The organism is Streptomyces sp. NPDC005955, from assembly GCF_042871255.1.
In the GTDB taxonomy this organism is placed as follows: domain Bacteria; phylum Actinomycetota; class Actinomycetes; order Streptomycetales; family Streptomycetaceae; genus Streptomyces.
This window is the reverse complement of sequence record NZ_JBIAIF010000016.1, coordinates 147803-164313: the sequence shown is the minus strand read 5'-3', so window position 1 is coordinate 164313 and position 16511 is coordinate 147803. Positions and strand designations below refer to the sequence as shown.

The following is a 16511-nucleotide window of genomic DNA, read 5'->3' as shown; positions in this document are numbered from 1 at the left end:
GCGGGTCCGCTCAACCCGCCGTGGGCAGGTCGAGCAACCGGTCGGAGGTGAGGATGGCCTGGTGCAACAACCGCAGCGACCGGTGCGGTTCGAGGCCGAGCTCGGCGCGCAGCACCCGCTGCGCCGAGCGGTACACCTGGAGCGCTTCGGCCTGTCTCTCGGAGCGGTACAGCACCAGCATCAACTGCCGGTAGAACGACTCCCGCAACGGGTACTGGGCGGTGAGCGTGCTGAGCAGGCCGACCACCTCGCGGTGCCGTCCGAGGGCCGTGCGCGACTCCACCGACAACTCCAGGCACTGCAACCGCTCCTCCTCCGCCCAGGTCGCGAACGAGGTCAGTACGGGCCCCTCCGTGACCCCCTCCAGAACGGGACCGCGCACCAGTGACAGGGCGTCCTCGAACCGCGCCAACGCCTCCTCGTGCCGACCGGCCGACCGCAGTTCGCGACCCGCCCGCATCGCGGCCTTGAAGTCGTCCACGTCCCAGCTCGAACCGTTCAGGCACAGCTCGTACCCGAGCGGCCGGGTGACGATGGCGCGCCCCGGGTCACCGCCCGCCGCGGCCAGGAACTTGCGGGACTGCGAGACGTACACGTGCACCGCGGCCGAGGCCCGGCGCGGTGGTCGGCCGCCCCAGAGCTCCGTCACGAGGTGTTCCTTGGTGATGACCCGGCCGTTGCCGATCAGCAGCGTGGCCAGCGTCGTCTCCACCTTCGGGGCGGACAGCGAGAAGCTCTGCTCCGCGTGGCGAATGCGGAGGGGCCCAAGGAGTTCGTAGCGCATCGCATCCTCGTCCAGTCAGGGAACACATGTGTGAGTCTCACGTGGTGCATCACTGTCATCTCCGGCGTCGAGTCCGCGCATCGGGGAAAGTACGTACGTAGCCGTATTGGCTTGATCTCGTGGTTGTTGAGGGGAGCGGGAGCAGGGGCGGGCAGGTCAGTGGCCTGACGGCTTTGGCGACGCTTTGGCCTCGTGCCCGACGGTGACGGGATGTCACTCCTGGTCCGGCGCTGTCTGGCACGCATCTGGGCGGCGTTGATCGCCTACGGTCACCTCTGGGTCCACATCCCGGAGACCCCACTCGTCCCGGGGCACGCTCCCGCCCCGGGCCACCCGGAACGGCTGTGTCCCTGGCTCCCCGCCACGGAGCAGGAACAGGCCATGTGGGACGACCTCACCCCGCCGTCCCGCTGATCCGGCCGGTGCGACCCGCCGGATGCGGAACGGGCGAGGTCGTCGGTCGTTCAGCCGGCCAGCGGCCGCGCGCCGTCGAGCAGGTGGGACGGCAGGTAGGGGGAGCTCACCCGGACGGCCCAGCCGCGCCTACGGGCGTGGCAGGCCAGGCCCAGCACGTCGAGGTCGAGCGCGGAATCGACGTGCTGGGCACGGTCCGCGACCCGGTAGTGGTCCCGGTGCTGCTCCAGGGCGTCGGCGAGGGCCAGGTTGAAGCTCTCCTCGTCACCGTCGACCAGCTGCGACAACAGCACCGCCGGAGGCATCCGGAACCCCCAGTCCCGGGAGCGTTCCTGGGTCTGCAACGCCTCGTCCGCCGCGGGGCGGGGGTCCTCGGCGTGCAGGTAGTCCAACAGGGCCTTGCGGTAGGCGGCGAAGGCGGAGCCGTCCTGGGCCAGGGCTTCGGCGCCGCCGACCACCAGGGGGGCCAGTTCCTCGCGCCGTCCGCCGATCAGGGCGAGGGCCACCGCGCTCTGCCAGTCCCCGGCTCCCGCCCGGCCCCGTGCCGTGCGCTGCCGGACGTCGTCCAGCAGGTACTCCGCGTGGGACGCGGCTTCACCCGTGGGGTCGGGCCGGTCCACCACCAGGGAGCGCACGGCGAGTTCCGCGACGGCGTCCGGGCGGCGGTCCGCACCGTAGGCGCCGACCCGGGGCCCGGCGCCCTCGAACCCGGTGATCAGGGTGCGGGGCAGGTAGTCCGTGGACAGCGGCGGCCACCACCCCTCCCGCCGGTAGGCGAGCGCCGCCAGCGCCAACGGCTCCAGGGGCAGCAGGGTGTGGGGACCGGCGTAGAGCCCGGACCGGGCGCTCTGCGCCACCAGCAGCGACGTCAGACACGCGTCGAAGCCCGCCCGGTCACCGGCGGCCAGGGCGCGCAGCGCGGCGAGCGCAGTGGTGTGCGGATGCTCCGCCGCCCCCGCCGGAGCCTGGGCGCGGATCCGGGCCAGGGCGTCGTCCAGGGCGGCGAGCTTGTGCTCCGCACCCGGGGGGTAGGGGGCGTCCTCGTCGCCCAGGTCGCCCAGGACGTACACCATCAGACCGTGCATCAACTCGACCGAGGGTTCCCCCTCCCGGCCCTGCTGCGGAACCTCCCGCGCGAAGTGGAACGCCTCGCCGTGGCGCTCGGCCTTGTCGACCAGGACCGCCAGGCAGAAGGCGTCCAGCCACTGTCCGACGCTCACGCTCTCCGACGGGCCCTCGTCCGGGTCGTAGCTCATCCCGAAGTTCACGTAGTCCAGGAAGACGCTGAAGGAGACGTGCGGCCAGTAGGCAGCGAACTGGACGGCACCCGCGGCCGATTCGGCGGCGGCCTCCAGCACGGCCCGCGCTTCCGGCGAGCTCAGCTCCGGGTCCGCCGCGGACAGGGCGCCCAGGTAGTCGAGGAACTCCTCGGCGATGAACGACCACACCCCGGTCGTCATGCGGTCGGCCTTCGAACTGGAAATCACCAGGCGGGTGATGCGGTCGGTCGCGTCCTCCAGCGTCCCCGAGATCCGGCTCTCGCCCACCTGGTGTCGTTCTATCCGCACTGCTCAACACTCCCCGTGTACAGGTCCGATACCTGGCCGTCACCCTATTCCCCGGCACCGACAGTGCTTTGGGGGCTCCCGCGGGGAGGTCGCCCCTGCCGCCACCGGCCGAAGGGCAGCGGTCGGGCCGCCACTCGGGTGACCTTCGACGGCCACACCGGTCGTGTCGCACCGGAGGCACCTCGGCCCTGGTTCTAATGACGATCGTCTTGTCGTATGAACATCGGAGGGCTGTGGCGGTATGTACGGGAACCAACTGGCGCAGACGGGCGCGGCGATCGTCACGATCGGGGGACTGGCGCTGGGAGGCTGGCACCTGCTGGCCCTGGCGGTGCTCCTGGTGTGCACCGGGGCGTTCCTCCTGCGCTTCACCTTCCGCCGGGGACGCCAGGTGTCCGATTCGTGATCCGAGCCGCCCAGCGCGCCCCGCTCTCGGTCCTCGCCGCCTCCGGGGCGGTCCTGGTCTGCGCCGTGGCCGTCACCGCCTACGCCCTGCGGGCCACCGGCCGACTGACCGGCACCGGCGTCGACCCCCTCGCCTGGCTCTGGCTCCCGGTCGCCCTGCTGTTCGTCGGTCAGACGGCCCTCTTCCTCGGAGCCCGACCGCACCGCGCCGAAGGCGCCGCCCGCGAAGCCCTCCGACGGCTCGACGTCGCCGTCCTCGTGCCCGTCTACCAGGAGGACCCCGGCTATCTGAGCGTCGGCCTGGAGACCTTCCTCGCCCAGACCCGCCCGCCGGACTCCGTCCACGTCGTCGACGACGGTTCGACCGTGGACTACACCGCCGTACGGGCCTGGTGGCTGGCCGCCGCCGCGGAGCACGGCATCACCACCACCTGGACCCGCACCGACAACCACGGCAAGCGGCGGGCCCAGTGCACCGCGGCCGCGCACTGCCGGGACGCCGACGTCCTCATCACCGTCGACTCAGACGCCAGGCTCGCCCCGGACGCCCTGGACGAGTTGCTCCTCCCGTTCGCCGACGCACGCGTGCAGGCCGTCGCCGGGCTCGTCCTGGCCGCCAACAACCGCGGCGGGCTGCTCGCCCGCTTCACCGACCTCTGGTACGTCACCCTGCAACTCGTGGACCGCTCCGCCCTGTCGGCGCTCGGCGGCGTCATGGTGACCTCCGGATCGCTGGCCGCGTACCGGGCCCACGTCCTGTGGGACCACACCGACTCCTACCTCCACGAGACGTTCCTCGGCCGGCCCGTCACCTTCTCCGACGACTCCCTGCTCACCCTGTACGCCCTCACCCGGGGCCGGGTGGTGCAGCAGACCTCCGCCGTCGTCTTCACCGCCATGCCCGAACGCGTCGGCCACCACCTGCGGCAGTACCTGCGCTGGATGCGCGGCTCCACCATCCGCTCCCTGTGGCGCGCCCGTCACCTCCCCGTGCGCCACCCCGCGTACGTCGCGCAACTCGCCCGCTGGCTCCAACAGGCCGCGTACACCCTCGCCCTCGGCTGGCTCGCGCTCGCGCACCTGCACGCCGGCCGGTTGCCCTCCCCGTACCTGTGGGCCGTACCCCTGCTCATCGCCGCCAGCCAGACCCTGCGCTACCTCACGGTCCGGCGCAGCGACCAGACGTTCCGCTCCCAACTCGCCACCTGGACCCTCACCCCCGTCGCGCTCCTGTGGTCCTGGGTGGTCCTGCGGCCGACCCGCTGGTACGCCGTCGCCACCTGCGGCCGCACCGGCTGGGGCACCCGCCGCACCGGGCCCGAAGTCGCCCTGTGACCCGTGCCCCGGCGGCCGGACCGCACCCGGGTCCCGTCAGCGCAGGGACTGGACCGCGTACAGGGCGCCCACCGCGGTGACCAGGACGCCGAGCAGGGCGCGCAGCGCCCGTTCGGGCAGTCGGGGGCGGAGCCGGGCTCCGAGGTAGCCGCCGGCGAGCCCGCCCAGCCCGCAGGCCAGTCCGAGGAACCACAGCGGCGCGATGTCGTCGCTCCCCCCGAGGGCCAACAAGCCGAAGGTGGCGGCGCCCACCACGGAGGTGAGGAACGTGGCGGCGAGCGCGGCCGGTGCGACCCTCGCCACGGGCATCCCGCGGCCGACGAGGAACGGGCCGATGAGGGAGCCGCCCCCGATGCCGTAGATCCCGCCGAGCGTGCCCACGACCAGCGCCCCCACGCGGATGGTCCGCGGAGACGGTTCCACCGCGGTGCGCGCGGGTGCCGGCCGCAGCGTCCGGACGGTCAGCCACAGGCCGAGGGGCAGCAGCAGCACGGCCACGAGGAGCCGGAACACGGCGGGGCCGGGCACGGCGAAGACCCGGATGACGGCGCCACAGACCACCCCGGGCAGGGTCCCCGCGACCAGCCATCGGGTGAGCGGGCCGTACAGCAGCCCGTCCTGGTGGTAGCGCACCAGCGCACCGGGACCGGCGACCACGTTGTAGAGGAGGTTCGTCGGAGTGACCGCGGGGCTGGGCACCCCGAGCAGGCTCAACTGCACGGGCAGCAGGAACACCGCACCGGACACCCCCACCGGTGTGGTGACGACCGCTATCACCAGTCCCACCGCGAAACCCGCGACCCCCGTCTGCCACTCCACGCCCTTCCTGCCTCCCTGCTTTGGCGGACCGCCGCGCAACTCACGCCCCTGCGCGCCTTCCTGGTGTACGGGAGAACCGTAGGGCTCCGGCGCGGGGCCTCGCCCGGAGTGAACGCACGGGGCCGAACGGAGCAGCCGCCGGCGCCGCGTTCCGGGCGGACCGGGCGACCGTCTTGGCGTGCGCGGGGTGAACCGACCTCACCTACGCCGCCCTCTCGCCGCCGCCTTGCTCAGCGCACTCTTCGTGGCCACCCCCGCCACCGCCGCACCCCCCGAGGACGGCTGGGTGCGGACCGGGACCGGCATCACCGCGGGCATCAGCGGCATCGCCGTGACCGGTCAGGACGGGGCCGTCATCAACGAGACGGTGGTGGTGCACGACAACAAGCGCACCGGGCAGCCCAGGGTCTCGCGCATCCGACCCGCCCCCGGCGGGGCCCCACGGGTCGACGTGCTGAGCTGGGACGGCGAGCGGGAACCCGTCGACCTGGAGGCGCTGAGCGCCGTCCCGGGGGCCGGGGGAGTTGCTCGCCCTGGAGAGCTCCGGCCGCGGCTACCACCTACGCCTGACGGATGACGCGGTCCGGGTGCTGCGGGAGTTCACCGTTCCCGGCGTCGAAGCCGGCTCCGGCCACAACCACGAGGCGTTCCACCTCACCGGGACACCCGGCCGGCTCACCGCAGTGTGGGCGCACCGCGGCCAGGACGAGGACCCGGCGGTGCTGTACACCGCCGCCCTCGACTGGCGCAGCCTCACCTTCGGCCCCCGCCGCTCCGCCGAGATCCGGGTCTCGTTCCCCCCGACGCACGTGCGGCACATCAGCGACCTGGCGGTGTCCCCGTCGGGACGGGTGACCGTGACCTCGGCGTCCGACCCCGGCGACGACGGCCCCTTCGACTCCGCCGTCCACGAGGTCGGCCGGGTCCGCACCGGTGGGCTCGACGGCCCCCGCCCCGTCCCGCGGGCGCGTCCCCTGCGGCTCGCAGTGTTCCCCGGCCACAAGATCGAGGCACTGGCCTGCGCCTCCGCCGCGCGGGCCGTCCTCGGCACGGACGACGAGAACGCCGGGGGCTCCTGGCGGGTGACACCCGTCTGCCCGCGCTGAACCGCAGGACACGCCGCCGACGGCGACGCGTCAGCTCCCGTCGGCGGCGAGGAAGGCCAGCACCTCACGGGTGAACCGCCGGCCGGCCTCCAGGTGCGGGAGGTGTCCGACACCGGGCAGCTCCACCAACCGGGCACCGGGCACGGCCGCGGCGGCCCGCCTGCCCAGCACCGGGAAGTTCCCGAGCTTCGCTCGGTTCTCCGGCGTCGCGTACGACTTGCCGACCGCCGCCCGGTCCTCCTGCCCGATGACCAACTGCACCGGGAGCCGCAGCCGCGGCAGTTCCTGCACCACGGGCTGGTGGTAGGCCATCTGGTACGTCCGGGCCGATGCCTGCGCCCAGCGCGGGTACTCCGCACTGAGCGTGATCCGGTAGCGCAGCTCCACGTTGCGCTCGTAGGCGCGCCGCCAGGTCACCACGTAGGACGCGTAGAAGGCGCGGATCCCGGCGAGCGAGGTGTTCGCCAACTCGTCGGCGAACAGGCGCTCGGTGCTGTGCGCGGGCACGAGCTCGCGGTAGTCCTCCAGCCCCACCGGGTTGGCCAGGACCAGCTTGCGGACCCTGGTCGGGTGGTCCAGTGCGAAGCGCACGCCCAGCATGCCGCCCATCGAGTGGCCGATGACGTCGACCTCAGCGATGCCGAGGTGGTCGAGGAGGGCCACCGTGTTCTGCGCCAACAGCGTGAAACGGTAGTCCAGGGCGGGCTTCGAGGAGCGGCCGAACCCGATCTGGTCCGGTACGACGACCCGGTGGCCCGCCGCCGCCAAGGCCCGGGCGGTGGGTGTCCAGGCACCGCCGTCGAAGTTCTTCCCGTGGAGCAGCAGCACCGTGCGCCCGGACGCGGCGCCGCCCGCGGGAGCGAGGTCGAGGTAGGCCATGTCGACCGTCTCGCCCTGGTTGACCAGCCGCAGGAAGCGCACCGGAAACGCGCTCGGGTAACCCTCCAGCGCGATGCCCAACGGAACGTCGTAACCCGGTGCGTGCGGTGCGTCGTCCTGCCGACCGGAGGGGGAACCGGCGGAGGCGGCCGCCGCACTCGCCGACCCGGTCGTCCACCCCGTGCCCACCGCCGCCGCGGCCCCTGCCCCCACCGAGAGGAATCCCCTGCGCGTTCCCATGCGTCCCCCTGCTCGTCCCGTACCCCCATGGGCCATCGTGCCCCAACTCCCGGTGATGTCAAAGGAATCACCGAGCCGGGCGGGGCGCAGGGCCGGTGCCTCCACCAGCGGGCCCGGCACGGCCCGACCGCCGGGCTCCGTCAGGGGGGCTGTCCGGGCGAAGGACGGTGGGGCACCCGGCTGATGTTCGTCGCCGGCGCAGGGTGTCCCGCCGTGACGCCCCGCACGACGGGTACCCCTCGTGCTCATGAGCACAGACAGCGGGACCGCCCGCCCCCGTCGCCGAAGAACCCCGAGCCTGGCCGCCGCACTCGTGTTCGGCCTCCTGGGGGGCACCGTCGGGAGCAGCGCCGAGGCGTCACCCCCGTCGGCTCCCCGAGCGCCCCGAGCCGTCTCCACCCCCCTGGTCGAGGAGACCTTCACCGGCGCCGGTGCCGACCCCGGGTTCACCGCGGTGGGATCGGCCTGCCTCACCGGTGCCCCCGCGGCCGCGTCACCGGGGCCGGGGAACCACCCCCTCGGCGGCTGCCCCACCACGCAGACCGGCCCGGTGCCGCCGACGGGCGGCGCCCCCAACGGATACCTCCAGCTCACCGACGCGTCCAACGACCGGGCGGGGGCCGTCCTCTACGACCAGGCCATCCCCGCCGGCCAGGGGCTCGACGTCACCTTCGACCAGTGGCAGTACGGCAGCACGACCCCGGCGACCCCCGCCGACGGGATCTCGTTCTTCCTCGTCGACGGCGCCACCTCGCTCACCCACCCGGGAGCGTTCGGCGGCAGCCTGGGATATGCGCAGAAACTGCCCGACGACAACCCCGTCAACCCCTTCCTGCCCGGTGTCGACCGCGGTTACCTCGGGGTCGGGCTGGACGTCCTGGGCAACTACTTCGGCGACTGGGAGCAGCGCGGCAACGGCTGCGCGCAGCGTTCCCCGGCCGGTACGGAGTTCAGGATCCCGGCACCGGGAGCCAACATGGTGACCGTGCGGGGCCCGGGCGACGGCATCGAGGGCTACTGCTTCCTCACGGCGACCACCAGCAACTTCTCCACCACGGGTCCATGGCCCTCCACCCTGCCCGGAGAGCTCCAGGGGCCGCTGACCTCTTTGCCGCCGGACGCCACGCCCGCCGAGGCGCAGGCCGCGCTGGAGCCGTCCAGGCGTCGGGTCAACGTCCACCTCACCCCCGCGCCGAACCCGGTGCTCACGGTGGCGGTGGACTTCAACGACGGCGCCGGCTTCCAGCAGGTGATCGCGACTCCGGCGCCGACGGCGGTGCCCGACACGTACAAGTTCGGTTTCGCGGCCTCCACCGGTCTGTTCACCGACGTCCATCTGATCCGCAACGTGTCGGTCCACTCGGACCAGCCGCTGCCGGCGCTCAACCTGGTGAAGCAGGTCCACCAGCCGCTGCCCGGCGTCATCGAGGAGGGCACCGAGGTCCCCTACGACTTCGTCGTCACCAACTCCGGCAACGCGTCGATCACCGAACTGGCCGTGACCGACCCGAAGATCGGGGCGGTGACCTGCCCGGTCACCACCCTGGCCGCGGGAGAGACGGTCACCTGCACGGCGACCTACGTGGTCACGGCCCAGGACGTGGCGGCGGGCTCCGTCACCAACACCGCGACCGCCGGCGGCACCTCAGGGGGGACCCCGGTCACCTCGCCGCCGTCCAGCGAGACGCTGCCCCTGGTCCGGCCGCCCGGGATCAGCATCGAGAAGGGCGTCGACACCGAGGGGCCGTACACCGCCGGCACCGAGGTGGACTACGTCTACACGGTGCGCAACACCGGAGGCCAGCAGCTCACCGGGGTGACGGTCACCGACGACCGCGTCACCGGCATCACCTGCGAAGCGACCACCTTGGAGCCGGAGGGCGAGGCGGGCGACAGCACCACCTGCCGGGGTTCCTACACGGTGACAGAGGCCGACGCCGAGGCCGGCTCGGTCACCAACACCGCCACCGCGACGGGCACCGCACCCGACCGGACCGTCACCTCGCCGCCGGCCCGAGCGACCCTGCCGATCACCGGAGGCCCGGCGATCTCCGTCAGCAAGGAGGTGACGAGCCCCGGCCCGTACCAGGTCGGGGACACCGTCGAGTACGCGTACACGGTGACCAACAGCGGCAGCCAACCCCTGACCGGGGTACGGGTGGTCGACGACCACGTCACCTCGATCACCTGCGACGACACCTCCCTGGCCGCCGGTGCGAGCACGGTGTGCCGCGGCAGCCACGTCGTCACCGAAGCGGACGGCGAGGCCGGTGAGGTCACCAACCGCGCCCAGGCCGCGGGCGAGGACCCCGCCGGGAACACCGTCCCCAGCGACCCCGTGACCGTGACCGTCCCGATCACCCCGTCCCGGGGCAGCATCAAGGTCCTCAAGACCGACGAGAAGAACGGCAGGGCCCTCACCGGCGCCGTGTTCGAGCTCTGGGAGGAGACCAACGGGGTCGCCGGCCTGCAGACCACCGCGTCCGGCTCCGTCGCGGCGGACACCCGGCGCGGCCCCGGCTGCTCGACCGACGAGGCGGGCGTGTGCCTCTTCGACGACCTGGCCGTCGGCGCGTACTACCTCCGGGAGACCGACGTCCCCGAGGGTTACGTGCTGCCCGACCAGCCGGTTAGCGGCCCCTACGTCATCACCCCGCAGAACGCGGACGAGACCGTCACCGTCCACATCGCCAACGAACGAGGAGAACGCCCCAAGGACGAGCGCGAGAAGCTGACCATCCACCCGAGCCCCCGACAGCGGGCCTAGCGCACCGCGCACGACCGGGAGGGGCCCGCCCGCCCACCTGCGGGCGGGCCCCTCCCGTACCGCTCCGGGCCACCGGAAGCGGTACGGCGCATCCGTCCGTAGACTCGTCCGTACAGGCAGCACCGGGCGGTGACCGTCCGCACCCCGGCGCACACGGGCCGCAGACCCGCGCGGTGCACCCCACCAGAGCGCTGGAGCGCGCACCATGGCCGGCGACCGACTGACCGAACGCGAACGACGGACCCTCCAGGACATCGAGGACCGCCTGAACGGCGACCGTGCGCTGCGTCACCGGGTGGGGCTGCTCGCGGTACGGCAGCGGCTGGCGGCCCGGCTGGTCCGCGGTCGCGCACTGGCGCTGTGCGCCGTCCTCTCCCTCGCCCTGCTGGTACTCGGCGGTGTCACCGCCAACCCGGTCGCGATCTGGGCGTTCGTGGTGTGCTGGCCGCTCACGGTCGCCGTGGCCGTCCTGATCCTGCGCCGGGCCGTGCGCGACCACCCCGGTCCGCCCCGACCGTTCGTGTGAGGGCCGCCGGCCGCGCGGCGGGGCCCGGACACCGGCAGTAGCCCGAGCCGCCGCGTACCGACGCACCCGGGCGGCCTCGTCGAGGGGTTCGACACCGGCTGACGCGGTGCCCTGGTCGGCCCCGCACCCGGGTGGGGAACGAGCGCGTCACCGAGGTAGCGGACGTCCCCCGCCCAGCCGTGCACCCGGACCTCCTCGGGGTGCGTGACGCGCCCCCACTGCGACGGGGGCGCTGGTCGTGCCGCCGGCCGGGTCGCGAAGCGGCCCTCAGGCCTCCGCGTCATCGGTGAGGTCGACGGTCTCTCCCGTACGGGCGGACAGCACGGCGGCCGCCGCGATCCGGACCGCGGCCACTGCGTCCCGGGCGCTCACCCTGGGGGCCGGTCCGCCCGCGAACGCGGCCGTGAACTCGCGTAGTTGAGTGAGGTAGGGACTCTCCGCCGCCGGTTCGGCGGGCGGTGCAGCCTCCGGTGCCTCCCCGGTACCGGAGGGAGCGCCGAGGTCCGTCGGAGCCGTGGAGTCGTGCGCCACGACCCCGTGGGTCCCCGTGACCTTGAAGGTCGTGCGGAAGGGCACGTCGGCCCGGCCCCAGGTGGCGGACAACCGGCTGACCGCGCCCGACGCATGGGTGAGCACCGCGGTGCCCTCGGCCCGCGCGCCGCCCGGCGCGGTGCTCGGGCTGCTCTGCGCCTCGGCCCGGACGCTCACCACCTCGCCGGCCAACAGCCGGGCGTAGTCCATGTCGTGGATCATCAGGTCCATCAGGATGCCGCCCGACAGCGCCGGGTCGGCGAACCACGGTGACCACACCGGATAGGCCCCGCCCCGGGTGAACCGCAGCTCGGTGGGCTCCCCGAGTTCGCCCCGGGCGACCGATGCGGCGGCGGCCTCGTACGCGGGGAAGTAGCGCACCACGTGCGCCGGGAAGAGCAGTACTCCGGCCGCCTCCGCGGCCCCTGCGATCTCCGCCGCGTCCTGCGGGGTGAGTGCCAACGGCTTCTCGCACACCACGGACCGGCCCTCGGCGATCGCGGCCAGCGCGAGGGCCGGGTGACTCGGGGTCGGGGTGCAGATGTCCACGACCGTGCTGCGACCGATCAGACCGTCCAGGTCCGGCGCCACCGTGACCCCCTCGGCCCGGTACTCCTCGGCGAGTCGGGCGGCACCGCCGCCGGCGGACCACACGGCGACCCGGGCGCCGAGGGCGAGCCAGGCCGGTAGATGGGCGCGGGCCATGGTGCCCGCCCCGACCAGCCCCACGGCGAGCCCCTGCGGCCCCGGCCCGGCAGCCCCCACCGGCTGCGGGTTCCCCGTCACCTTCATCGCGCCCTTCCCGTCCCCGGCCGCCCGGACCGGCATCGACTCCCGCCCGGATGCCCGGTCTTTCACCTCCCCGGCTGACCGGGGATGCCGAGGACTCTCGCACACCTCGCGCCTCCTGAGAACCTTCCGTAGCAGGGAAGAAGCCGAGGTGGCGGCTCCCCGCCCGTGCCCGTGACGGCTCCTCAGAACCTCCCGCACGACACACTTGACCTCAAGGATGATTGAGGTTCTACCGTCAGCGTCATGAACATGGAGACCACCGCATGGACGCAGCTCAACGGCCTCATCCACGCCCAACAGGACCGCCGCCCCTTCCGCCGCGCGACCCTGCGCCGCATCGCCGCCTTCGCCCGCCCCCACCGCAAGCCGATCGTCCGTTTCCTCCTGCTCAGCATCGTCACCTCGCTGCTCGCCGTCGCCACCCCCCTGCTCGCCGGACGGGTGGTGGACGCCATCGTGAGCGGCGGCCCGCCGGGGACGGTGGTGCGGATCGCCCTGCTGATCGCCGTGATCGCCGTGGCCGAGGCCGGACTCGGCCTGATCGAACGCGGCCTGTCCTCCCGGCTCGGCGAGAACCTGATCCTGGACCTGCGGCGCGCCGTCTTCGACCACGTCCAGCAGATGCCCGTCGCCTTCTTCACCCGCACCCGCACCGGTGCCCTGGTCAGCCGCCTCAACAATGACGTCATCGGTGCCCAACGCGCCTTCAGCACCACCCTGTCCGGAGTCGTCGGCCATGTGGTCACCCTGCTGCTCACCCTCGCCGTGATGCTCACCCTGTCCTGGCAGATCACCCTCCTCGCGCTGGCCCTGCTGCCCGTCTTCGTCGTGCCCGCCCGCCGGATGGGCACCCGGATGGCCGGACTCCAACGCGAGGCGACGCAACTCAACGCCGCCATGGGCACCCGGATGACCGAACGCTTCTCCGCACCCGGGGCGACCCTCGTCAAGCTCTTCGGGCGGCCCGCCGAGGAGTCCGCCGAGTTCGCCGTCCGCGCCACCCGGGTCCGGGACATCGGGGTGCGCACGGCGATGTCCCAGTACACGTTCATGACCGCACTGACCCTGGTCTCCGCCCTCGCCCTCGCCCTCGTGTACGGACTCGGCGGCTGGTTCGCCCTGCGCGGCACCCTGGAACCCGGTGCCGTCGTCGCCCTGGCCCTCCTGCTGACCCGGCTCTACGCCCCGCTCACCGCACTCGCCGGAGCCCGCGTCGAGGTGATGAGCGCCCTGGTCAGCTTCGAGCGCGTCTTCGAAGTGCTGGACCTGGAGCCGCTGATCGCCGAGCGGCCGGACGCCCGCGAGGTCCCCGAAGGCCCGGTGGCCGTGGAGTTCACCGACGTGCGCTTCGGCTACCCCGCGGCCGACCGGGTCTCCCTCGCCTCGCTGGAGGAGGTCGCCTCACTCGACACCCGCGAGGGCGGCGACGTGCTCAAGGGCCTGTCGTTCCGCGCCGAACCCGGCCAGACGGTCGCCCTGGTCGGCTCCTCCGGGGCGGGCAAGTCCACGATCGCCTCCCTGTTGCCCCGCCTGTACGACACCGACTCCGGGACGGTGAGCGTGGGCGGCGTCGACGTCCGCGACCTGACGACCGACTCGCTGCGCGCCACCGTCGGCATGGTCACCCAGGACGGCCACCTCTTCCACGAGTCGGTCCGCGCCAACCTGCTGCTCGCCCGCCCCGGCGCCACCGACGAGGAACTGTGGGACGCCCTGCGTCGCGCCCGCCTCGACGGTCTGGTCCGCTCCCTGCCCGACGACCTCGACACGGTCGTCGGTGAACGCGGCTACCGACTGTCCGGCGGGGAGCGCCAGCGGATGACCATCGCCCGACTGCTGCTCGCCCGGCAGCGCGTGGTGATCCTGGACGAGGCCACCGCCCACCTCGACAACACCTCCGAGGCCGCCGTGCAGGAGGCGCTCACCGAGGCGCTGGCGGACCGGACCGCCGTCGTGATCGCCCACCGGCTGTCCACCGTCCGGGCCGCCGACCAGATCCTGGTGGTGGAGGACGGCCGGATCGTCGAACGCGGCACCCACGAGACCCTGCTCGCCCGTGACGGTCGGTACGCGGAACTGCACCGGACCCAGTTCGACGGCGCCGACGAGGACCGTGCACTCCAGCGGGTGTTGCCCGCGGCGCGGATCCTCGGCGAGCGGGCGAAGGAACTGAGGTGACGGTCCCCGCCCGCGCCGACGTCAGGGCCGGGAAGCGGACGGCGGCCCGGGGGACGACCCCCGGGCCGCCGCCGCGTACGACCGCAGTCCGCGGTCGCCGCGCCCCGTCGGTGCAGAGCCGCACCGCCGCGACCTGGCGGACGTCGTCGTCCACTTCCGGTCCCGCTGCCGCTCGCGACGGTCCTGCCGCGCGGCGGCCGGCAGCGGGGCCGTCGTGTGAGCAGACGGCGGCGGTGGCCCTCGGCCACGGCCCGACTCCTTCGCGGGCAGGACTATCCGATCCCCCGATCGACCCGGCCGAGCGCCACGAGGTAGGGAACGTCCATCTGGAGCCTTCCGCCGGTGCCCTGGTCGTGTGCCGTGAACAACTCGCCCAGGGCGTCCCGTGCGACCTCCCAGCGCCCGGCCGCCTCCAGGGCCGTCCGGTACTGCCGCAACGGACCGGGCTTGTCGGCGAAGGCCCGCACCGCCCGGTCGAGGGACGGGTACGTGACGCGGACCTGGCACACCAGGGTCTCCACGGTCACCGGCAGCGGGGCGAACCACCGCCGTACGTGACCGGCTTCGCCCCAGCGGGTGGGGGCGTCGACCGAACTCGGCGGGCGGGGGAGCACCCGGGCGACGGTCGGGGCGATCCGGCCGAACACTCCGTCCGGGGTCCAGGACGCGACGGCCAGCCACCCGCCCGGGCGACAGACCCGGACGAGTTCGGCGGCCGAGCGCCACGGATCGGGCGCGAACATCACCCCGAACGTGGACAGGGCCACGTCGAAGCGTCCCGTGGGGAACGGCAGCGCCCCCGCGTCCCCCACGAGCAACCGGGTCCGACCGCCGAGTCCCGCCGCGGCGGCCCGGGCCGCCGCCACCCGCACCAGGTCGGCCGCCCGGTCCACACCCACCGCGAGGGCACCCGCCCGGGCCGCGGCGAGCAGCGCGGGACCCGACCCGGTGCCCACGTCCAGCACCTCGGGGACCGACCCGCGGCGTTCCCCGTCGGCCCGGGCGAGGGCCAGCGCCACCACGTCGTCCGCCGCGTGCGCCCAGGCGTCCCCGGCCTCCGTGTACCCGTTCCGCCCGCCGCCCGACCAGTCGTCCCTCACGCCGGTCCGTCCGTCAGTCGCAGCACGGTCAGTCCGTCACCGGCCAGCCGCTCGGGCAGGTCCGCCAGCGCGGGCACCTCCTCGATGTGCCGGACCCCGGGCGCCGGCCCGCCGGTCAGCAGGTGTCGGGCGACGTGCGCGGCCACCAGGGCGGTGAACCGGCTCTGCCGCAGTCCCCGGGCGACCCGGGCGACGTGCAGTCCGTCCCGGTACGCGTCGGCGCGCACCACGAAGGCGTCCCCGCCGAGGTGCACCCGCCCCAGGGCGCCGGTCAGCAGCCGCCGGGGCGCCGGGTGGTCGGCGGCCCGCAGCACTCCGGTGTGGCGCAGCCCGAACAGCAGCGCCGTGGCCGCCCGTGAGTCCAGACACAGCCGGGTGGTCACCCGGGGCACGCCGAGGGTGCCGGTCAGCGTGTGCTGGTCGGAGAACGGGAAGGGGTGCGCGGTTCTGAGTCCGTGTCCGGGCAGTTCGACGCGCAGGGGTCGGGCCGCCGTGGGGGCGGCGAGTCCCGCCACGGTCCAGCGCACCGCGTCGACGCCGTGCCGTTCGCCCGATCCGAGCAGCACGGTCAGGTCGATCCGCTGTGCGCCCCCGACCTCCTCGTGGGCGCGCCGGGCGAGCAGATTGCTCAGTCCCGGCGCGACCCCGACGCTGAGCACCGCCGAGGCGCCCGAGTCGAGCGCCGTGTCGTGGAGCGAGGCGACCGCGCCGAGCAGGCGCTCGTCCGCCCCGATGTCGACCAGGTGGACGCCCCGCTCCAGGCATACACGTGCCACCGACGCGTCCGGCGGTTCCACGCACAGCACCACGGCGCCCACGTCGCCGAGCCGGTCGAGGACCGTGCCGAAGTCCTGCGGATCGTTCACGTCCACCCGGACCCCGCCTTGCTGCCGGGCCCGCTCCGCGCTCCGGCCGCCGGGCACCACCCGCCCGGGGAACCACTGCCCGAGGGTCGCGGTCACCGTCGTGCCGACGGCCCCGTAGCCACCGGGAACCAGGATGCGCCCGCCAGCGGCAGGGAATTTCGCTGTAGTCATACTCCAGTGAAACACGCTGTAGTCTCACTA

15 protein-coding genes are annotated in these 16511 nt (G+C 73.7%); 8 read left to right on the top strand and 7 right to left on the bottom strand.

From position 1 onward, the window contains the following. Positions 1-10: 10 nt before the first annotated feature. Entirely contained in the window at positions 11-784 is a 774-nt protein-coding gene (locus ACFYOU_RS29785) for a BTAD domain-containing putative transcriptional regulator (RefSeq protein WP_391309937.1), read from the bottom strand. A gap of 210 nt (positions 785-994) precedes the next feature. Here ACFYOU_RS29785 and ACFYOU_RS29780 point away from each other — a divergent pair, with 210 nt between their 5' ends. After that, positions 995-1198, top strand: a complete 204-nt coding sequence (locus tag ACFYOU_RS29780) for a DUF6059 family protein (RefSeq protein WP_391309935.1) — start codon at positions 995-997, stop codon at positions 1196-1198. A 50-nt stretch (positions 1199-1248) separates the two neighbouring features. On the opposite strand, the gene ACFYOU_RS29775 is transcribed toward ACFYOU_RS29780, so the two are convergent. Then, entirely contained in the window at positions 1249-2766 is a 1518-nt protein-coding gene (locus ACFYOU_RS29775; RefSeq protein WP_391309933.1) for an Imm49 family immunity protein, read from the bottom strand. A 241-nt stretch (positions 2767-3007) separates the two neighbouring features. Between ACFYOU_RS29775 and ACFYOU_RS29770 the strand changes: the two genes are divergently transcribed. After that, positions 3008-3172, top strand: coding sequence for a hypothetical protein (locus ACFYOU_RS29770; protein ID WP_385492491.1), 165 nt, complete (start codon positions 3008-3010; stop codon positions 3170-3172). Next, on the top strand, positions 3169-4506 hold the full coding sequence (locus ACFYOU_RS29765; RefSeq protein WP_391309931.1) for a glycosyltransferase: 1338 nt from the start codon (positions 3169-3171) through the stop codon (positions 4504-4506). Before ACFYOU_RS29770 ends, ACFYOU_RS29765 begins: the two co-directional genes overlap by 4 nt. 36 nt (positions 4507-4542) lie before the next feature. Here ACFYOU_RS29765 and ACFYOU_RS29760 read toward each other — a convergent pair whose 3' ends face one another. After that, entirely contained in the window at positions 4543-5325 is a 783-nt protein-coding gene (locus tag ACFYOU_RS29760; RefSeq protein ID WP_391309929.1) for a TSUP family transporter, read from the bottom strand. Between the two features lie 226 nt (positions 5326-5551). On the opposite strand from ACFYOU_RS29760, the gene ACFYOU_RS29755 reads away from it, so the two are divergent. After that, positions 5552-5902 carry a hypothetical protein gene (locus ACFYOU_RS29755; protein ID WP_391309927.1) on the top strand — a complete coding sequence of 117 codons (351 nt, stop codon included), beginning with the start codon at positions 5552-5554 and terminating at the stop codon, positions 5900-5902. Continuing rightward, positions 5850-6431 (top strand): hypothetical protein, encoded by a 582-nt coding sequence (locus ACFYOU_RS29750; RefSeq protein ID WP_391309925.1) that lies wholly within the window; start codon positions 5850-5852, stop codon positions 6429-6431. Before ACFYOU_RS29755 ends, ACFYOU_RS29750 begins: the two co-directional genes overlap by 53 nt. 30 nt (positions 6432-6461) lie before the next feature. Here the strand turns inward: ACFYOU_RS29750 and ACFYOU_RS29745 are convergent, their stop codons facing one another. Beyond that, positions 6462-7550: an alpha/beta fold hydrolase gene (locus ACFYOU_RS29745; protein ID WP_391309923.1), complete on the bottom strand. Its 1089-nt coding sequence runs from the start codon at positions 7548-7550 to the stop codon at positions 6462-6464. Between the two features lie 247 nt (positions 7551-7797). On the opposite strand from ACFYOU_RS29745, the gene ACFYOU_RS29740 reads away from it, so the two are divergent. Together ACFYOU_RS29740 and ACFYOU_RS29735 are read left to right on the top strand one after the other, a co-directional pair. Next, positions 7798-10317: a SpaA isopeptide-forming pilin-related protein gene (locus ACFYOU_RS29740; RefSeq protein ID WP_391309922.1), complete on the top strand. Its 2520-nt coding sequence runs from the start codon at positions 7798-7800 to the stop codon at positions 10315-10317. A gap of 205 nt (positions 10318-10522) precedes the next feature. Then, positions 10523-10843, top strand: a complete 321-nt coding sequence (locus tag ACFYOU_RS29735; RefSeq protein ID WP_389764340.1) for a DUF3040 domain-containing protein — start codon at positions 10523-10525, stop codon at positions 10841-10843. Between the two features lie 267 nt (positions 10844-11110). On the opposite strand, the gene ACFYOU_RS29730 is transcribed toward ACFYOU_RS29735, so the two are convergent. Beyond that, the gene (locus tag ACFYOU_RS29730; RefSeq protein WP_391309920.1) at positions 11111-12166 is read right to left on the bottom strand and encodes a Gfo/Idh/MocA family oxidoreductase; all 1056 of its coding nucleotides are present in this window, start codon (positions 12164-12166) and stop codon (positions 11111-11113) included. A gap of 243 nt (positions 12167-12409) precedes the next feature. On the opposite strand from ACFYOU_RS29730, the gene ACFYOU_RS29725 reads away from it, so the two are divergent. After that, positions 12410-14344: an ABC transporter transmembrane domain-containing protein gene (locus ACFYOU_RS29725; protein WP_391309918.1), complete on the top strand. Its 1935-nt coding sequence runs from the start codon at positions 12410-12412 to the stop codon at positions 14342-14344. A gap of 272 nt (positions 14345-14616) precedes the next feature. Here the strand turns inward: ACFYOU_RS29725 and ACFYOU_RS29720 are convergent, their stop codons facing one another. Together ACFYOU_RS29720 and ACFYOU_RS29715 are read right to left on the bottom strand one after the other, a co-directional pair. After that, the gene (locus ACFYOU_RS29720; RefSeq protein WP_391309916.1) at positions 14617-15444 is read right to left on the bottom strand and encodes a methyltransferase domain-containing protein; all 828 of its coding nucleotides are present in this window, start codon (positions 15442-15444) and stop codon (positions 14617-14619) included. Beyond that, positions 15441-16481 (bottom strand): saccharopine dehydrogenase, encoded by a 1041-nt coding sequence (locus ACFYOU_RS29715; RefSeq protein WP_391309914.1) that lies wholly within the window; start codon positions 16479-16481, stop codon positions 15441-15443. The genes ACFYOU_RS29720 and ACFYOU_RS29715 overlap by 4 nt, the downstream gene beginning before the upstream one ends. Positions 16482-16511 lie beyond the last annotated feature (30 nt).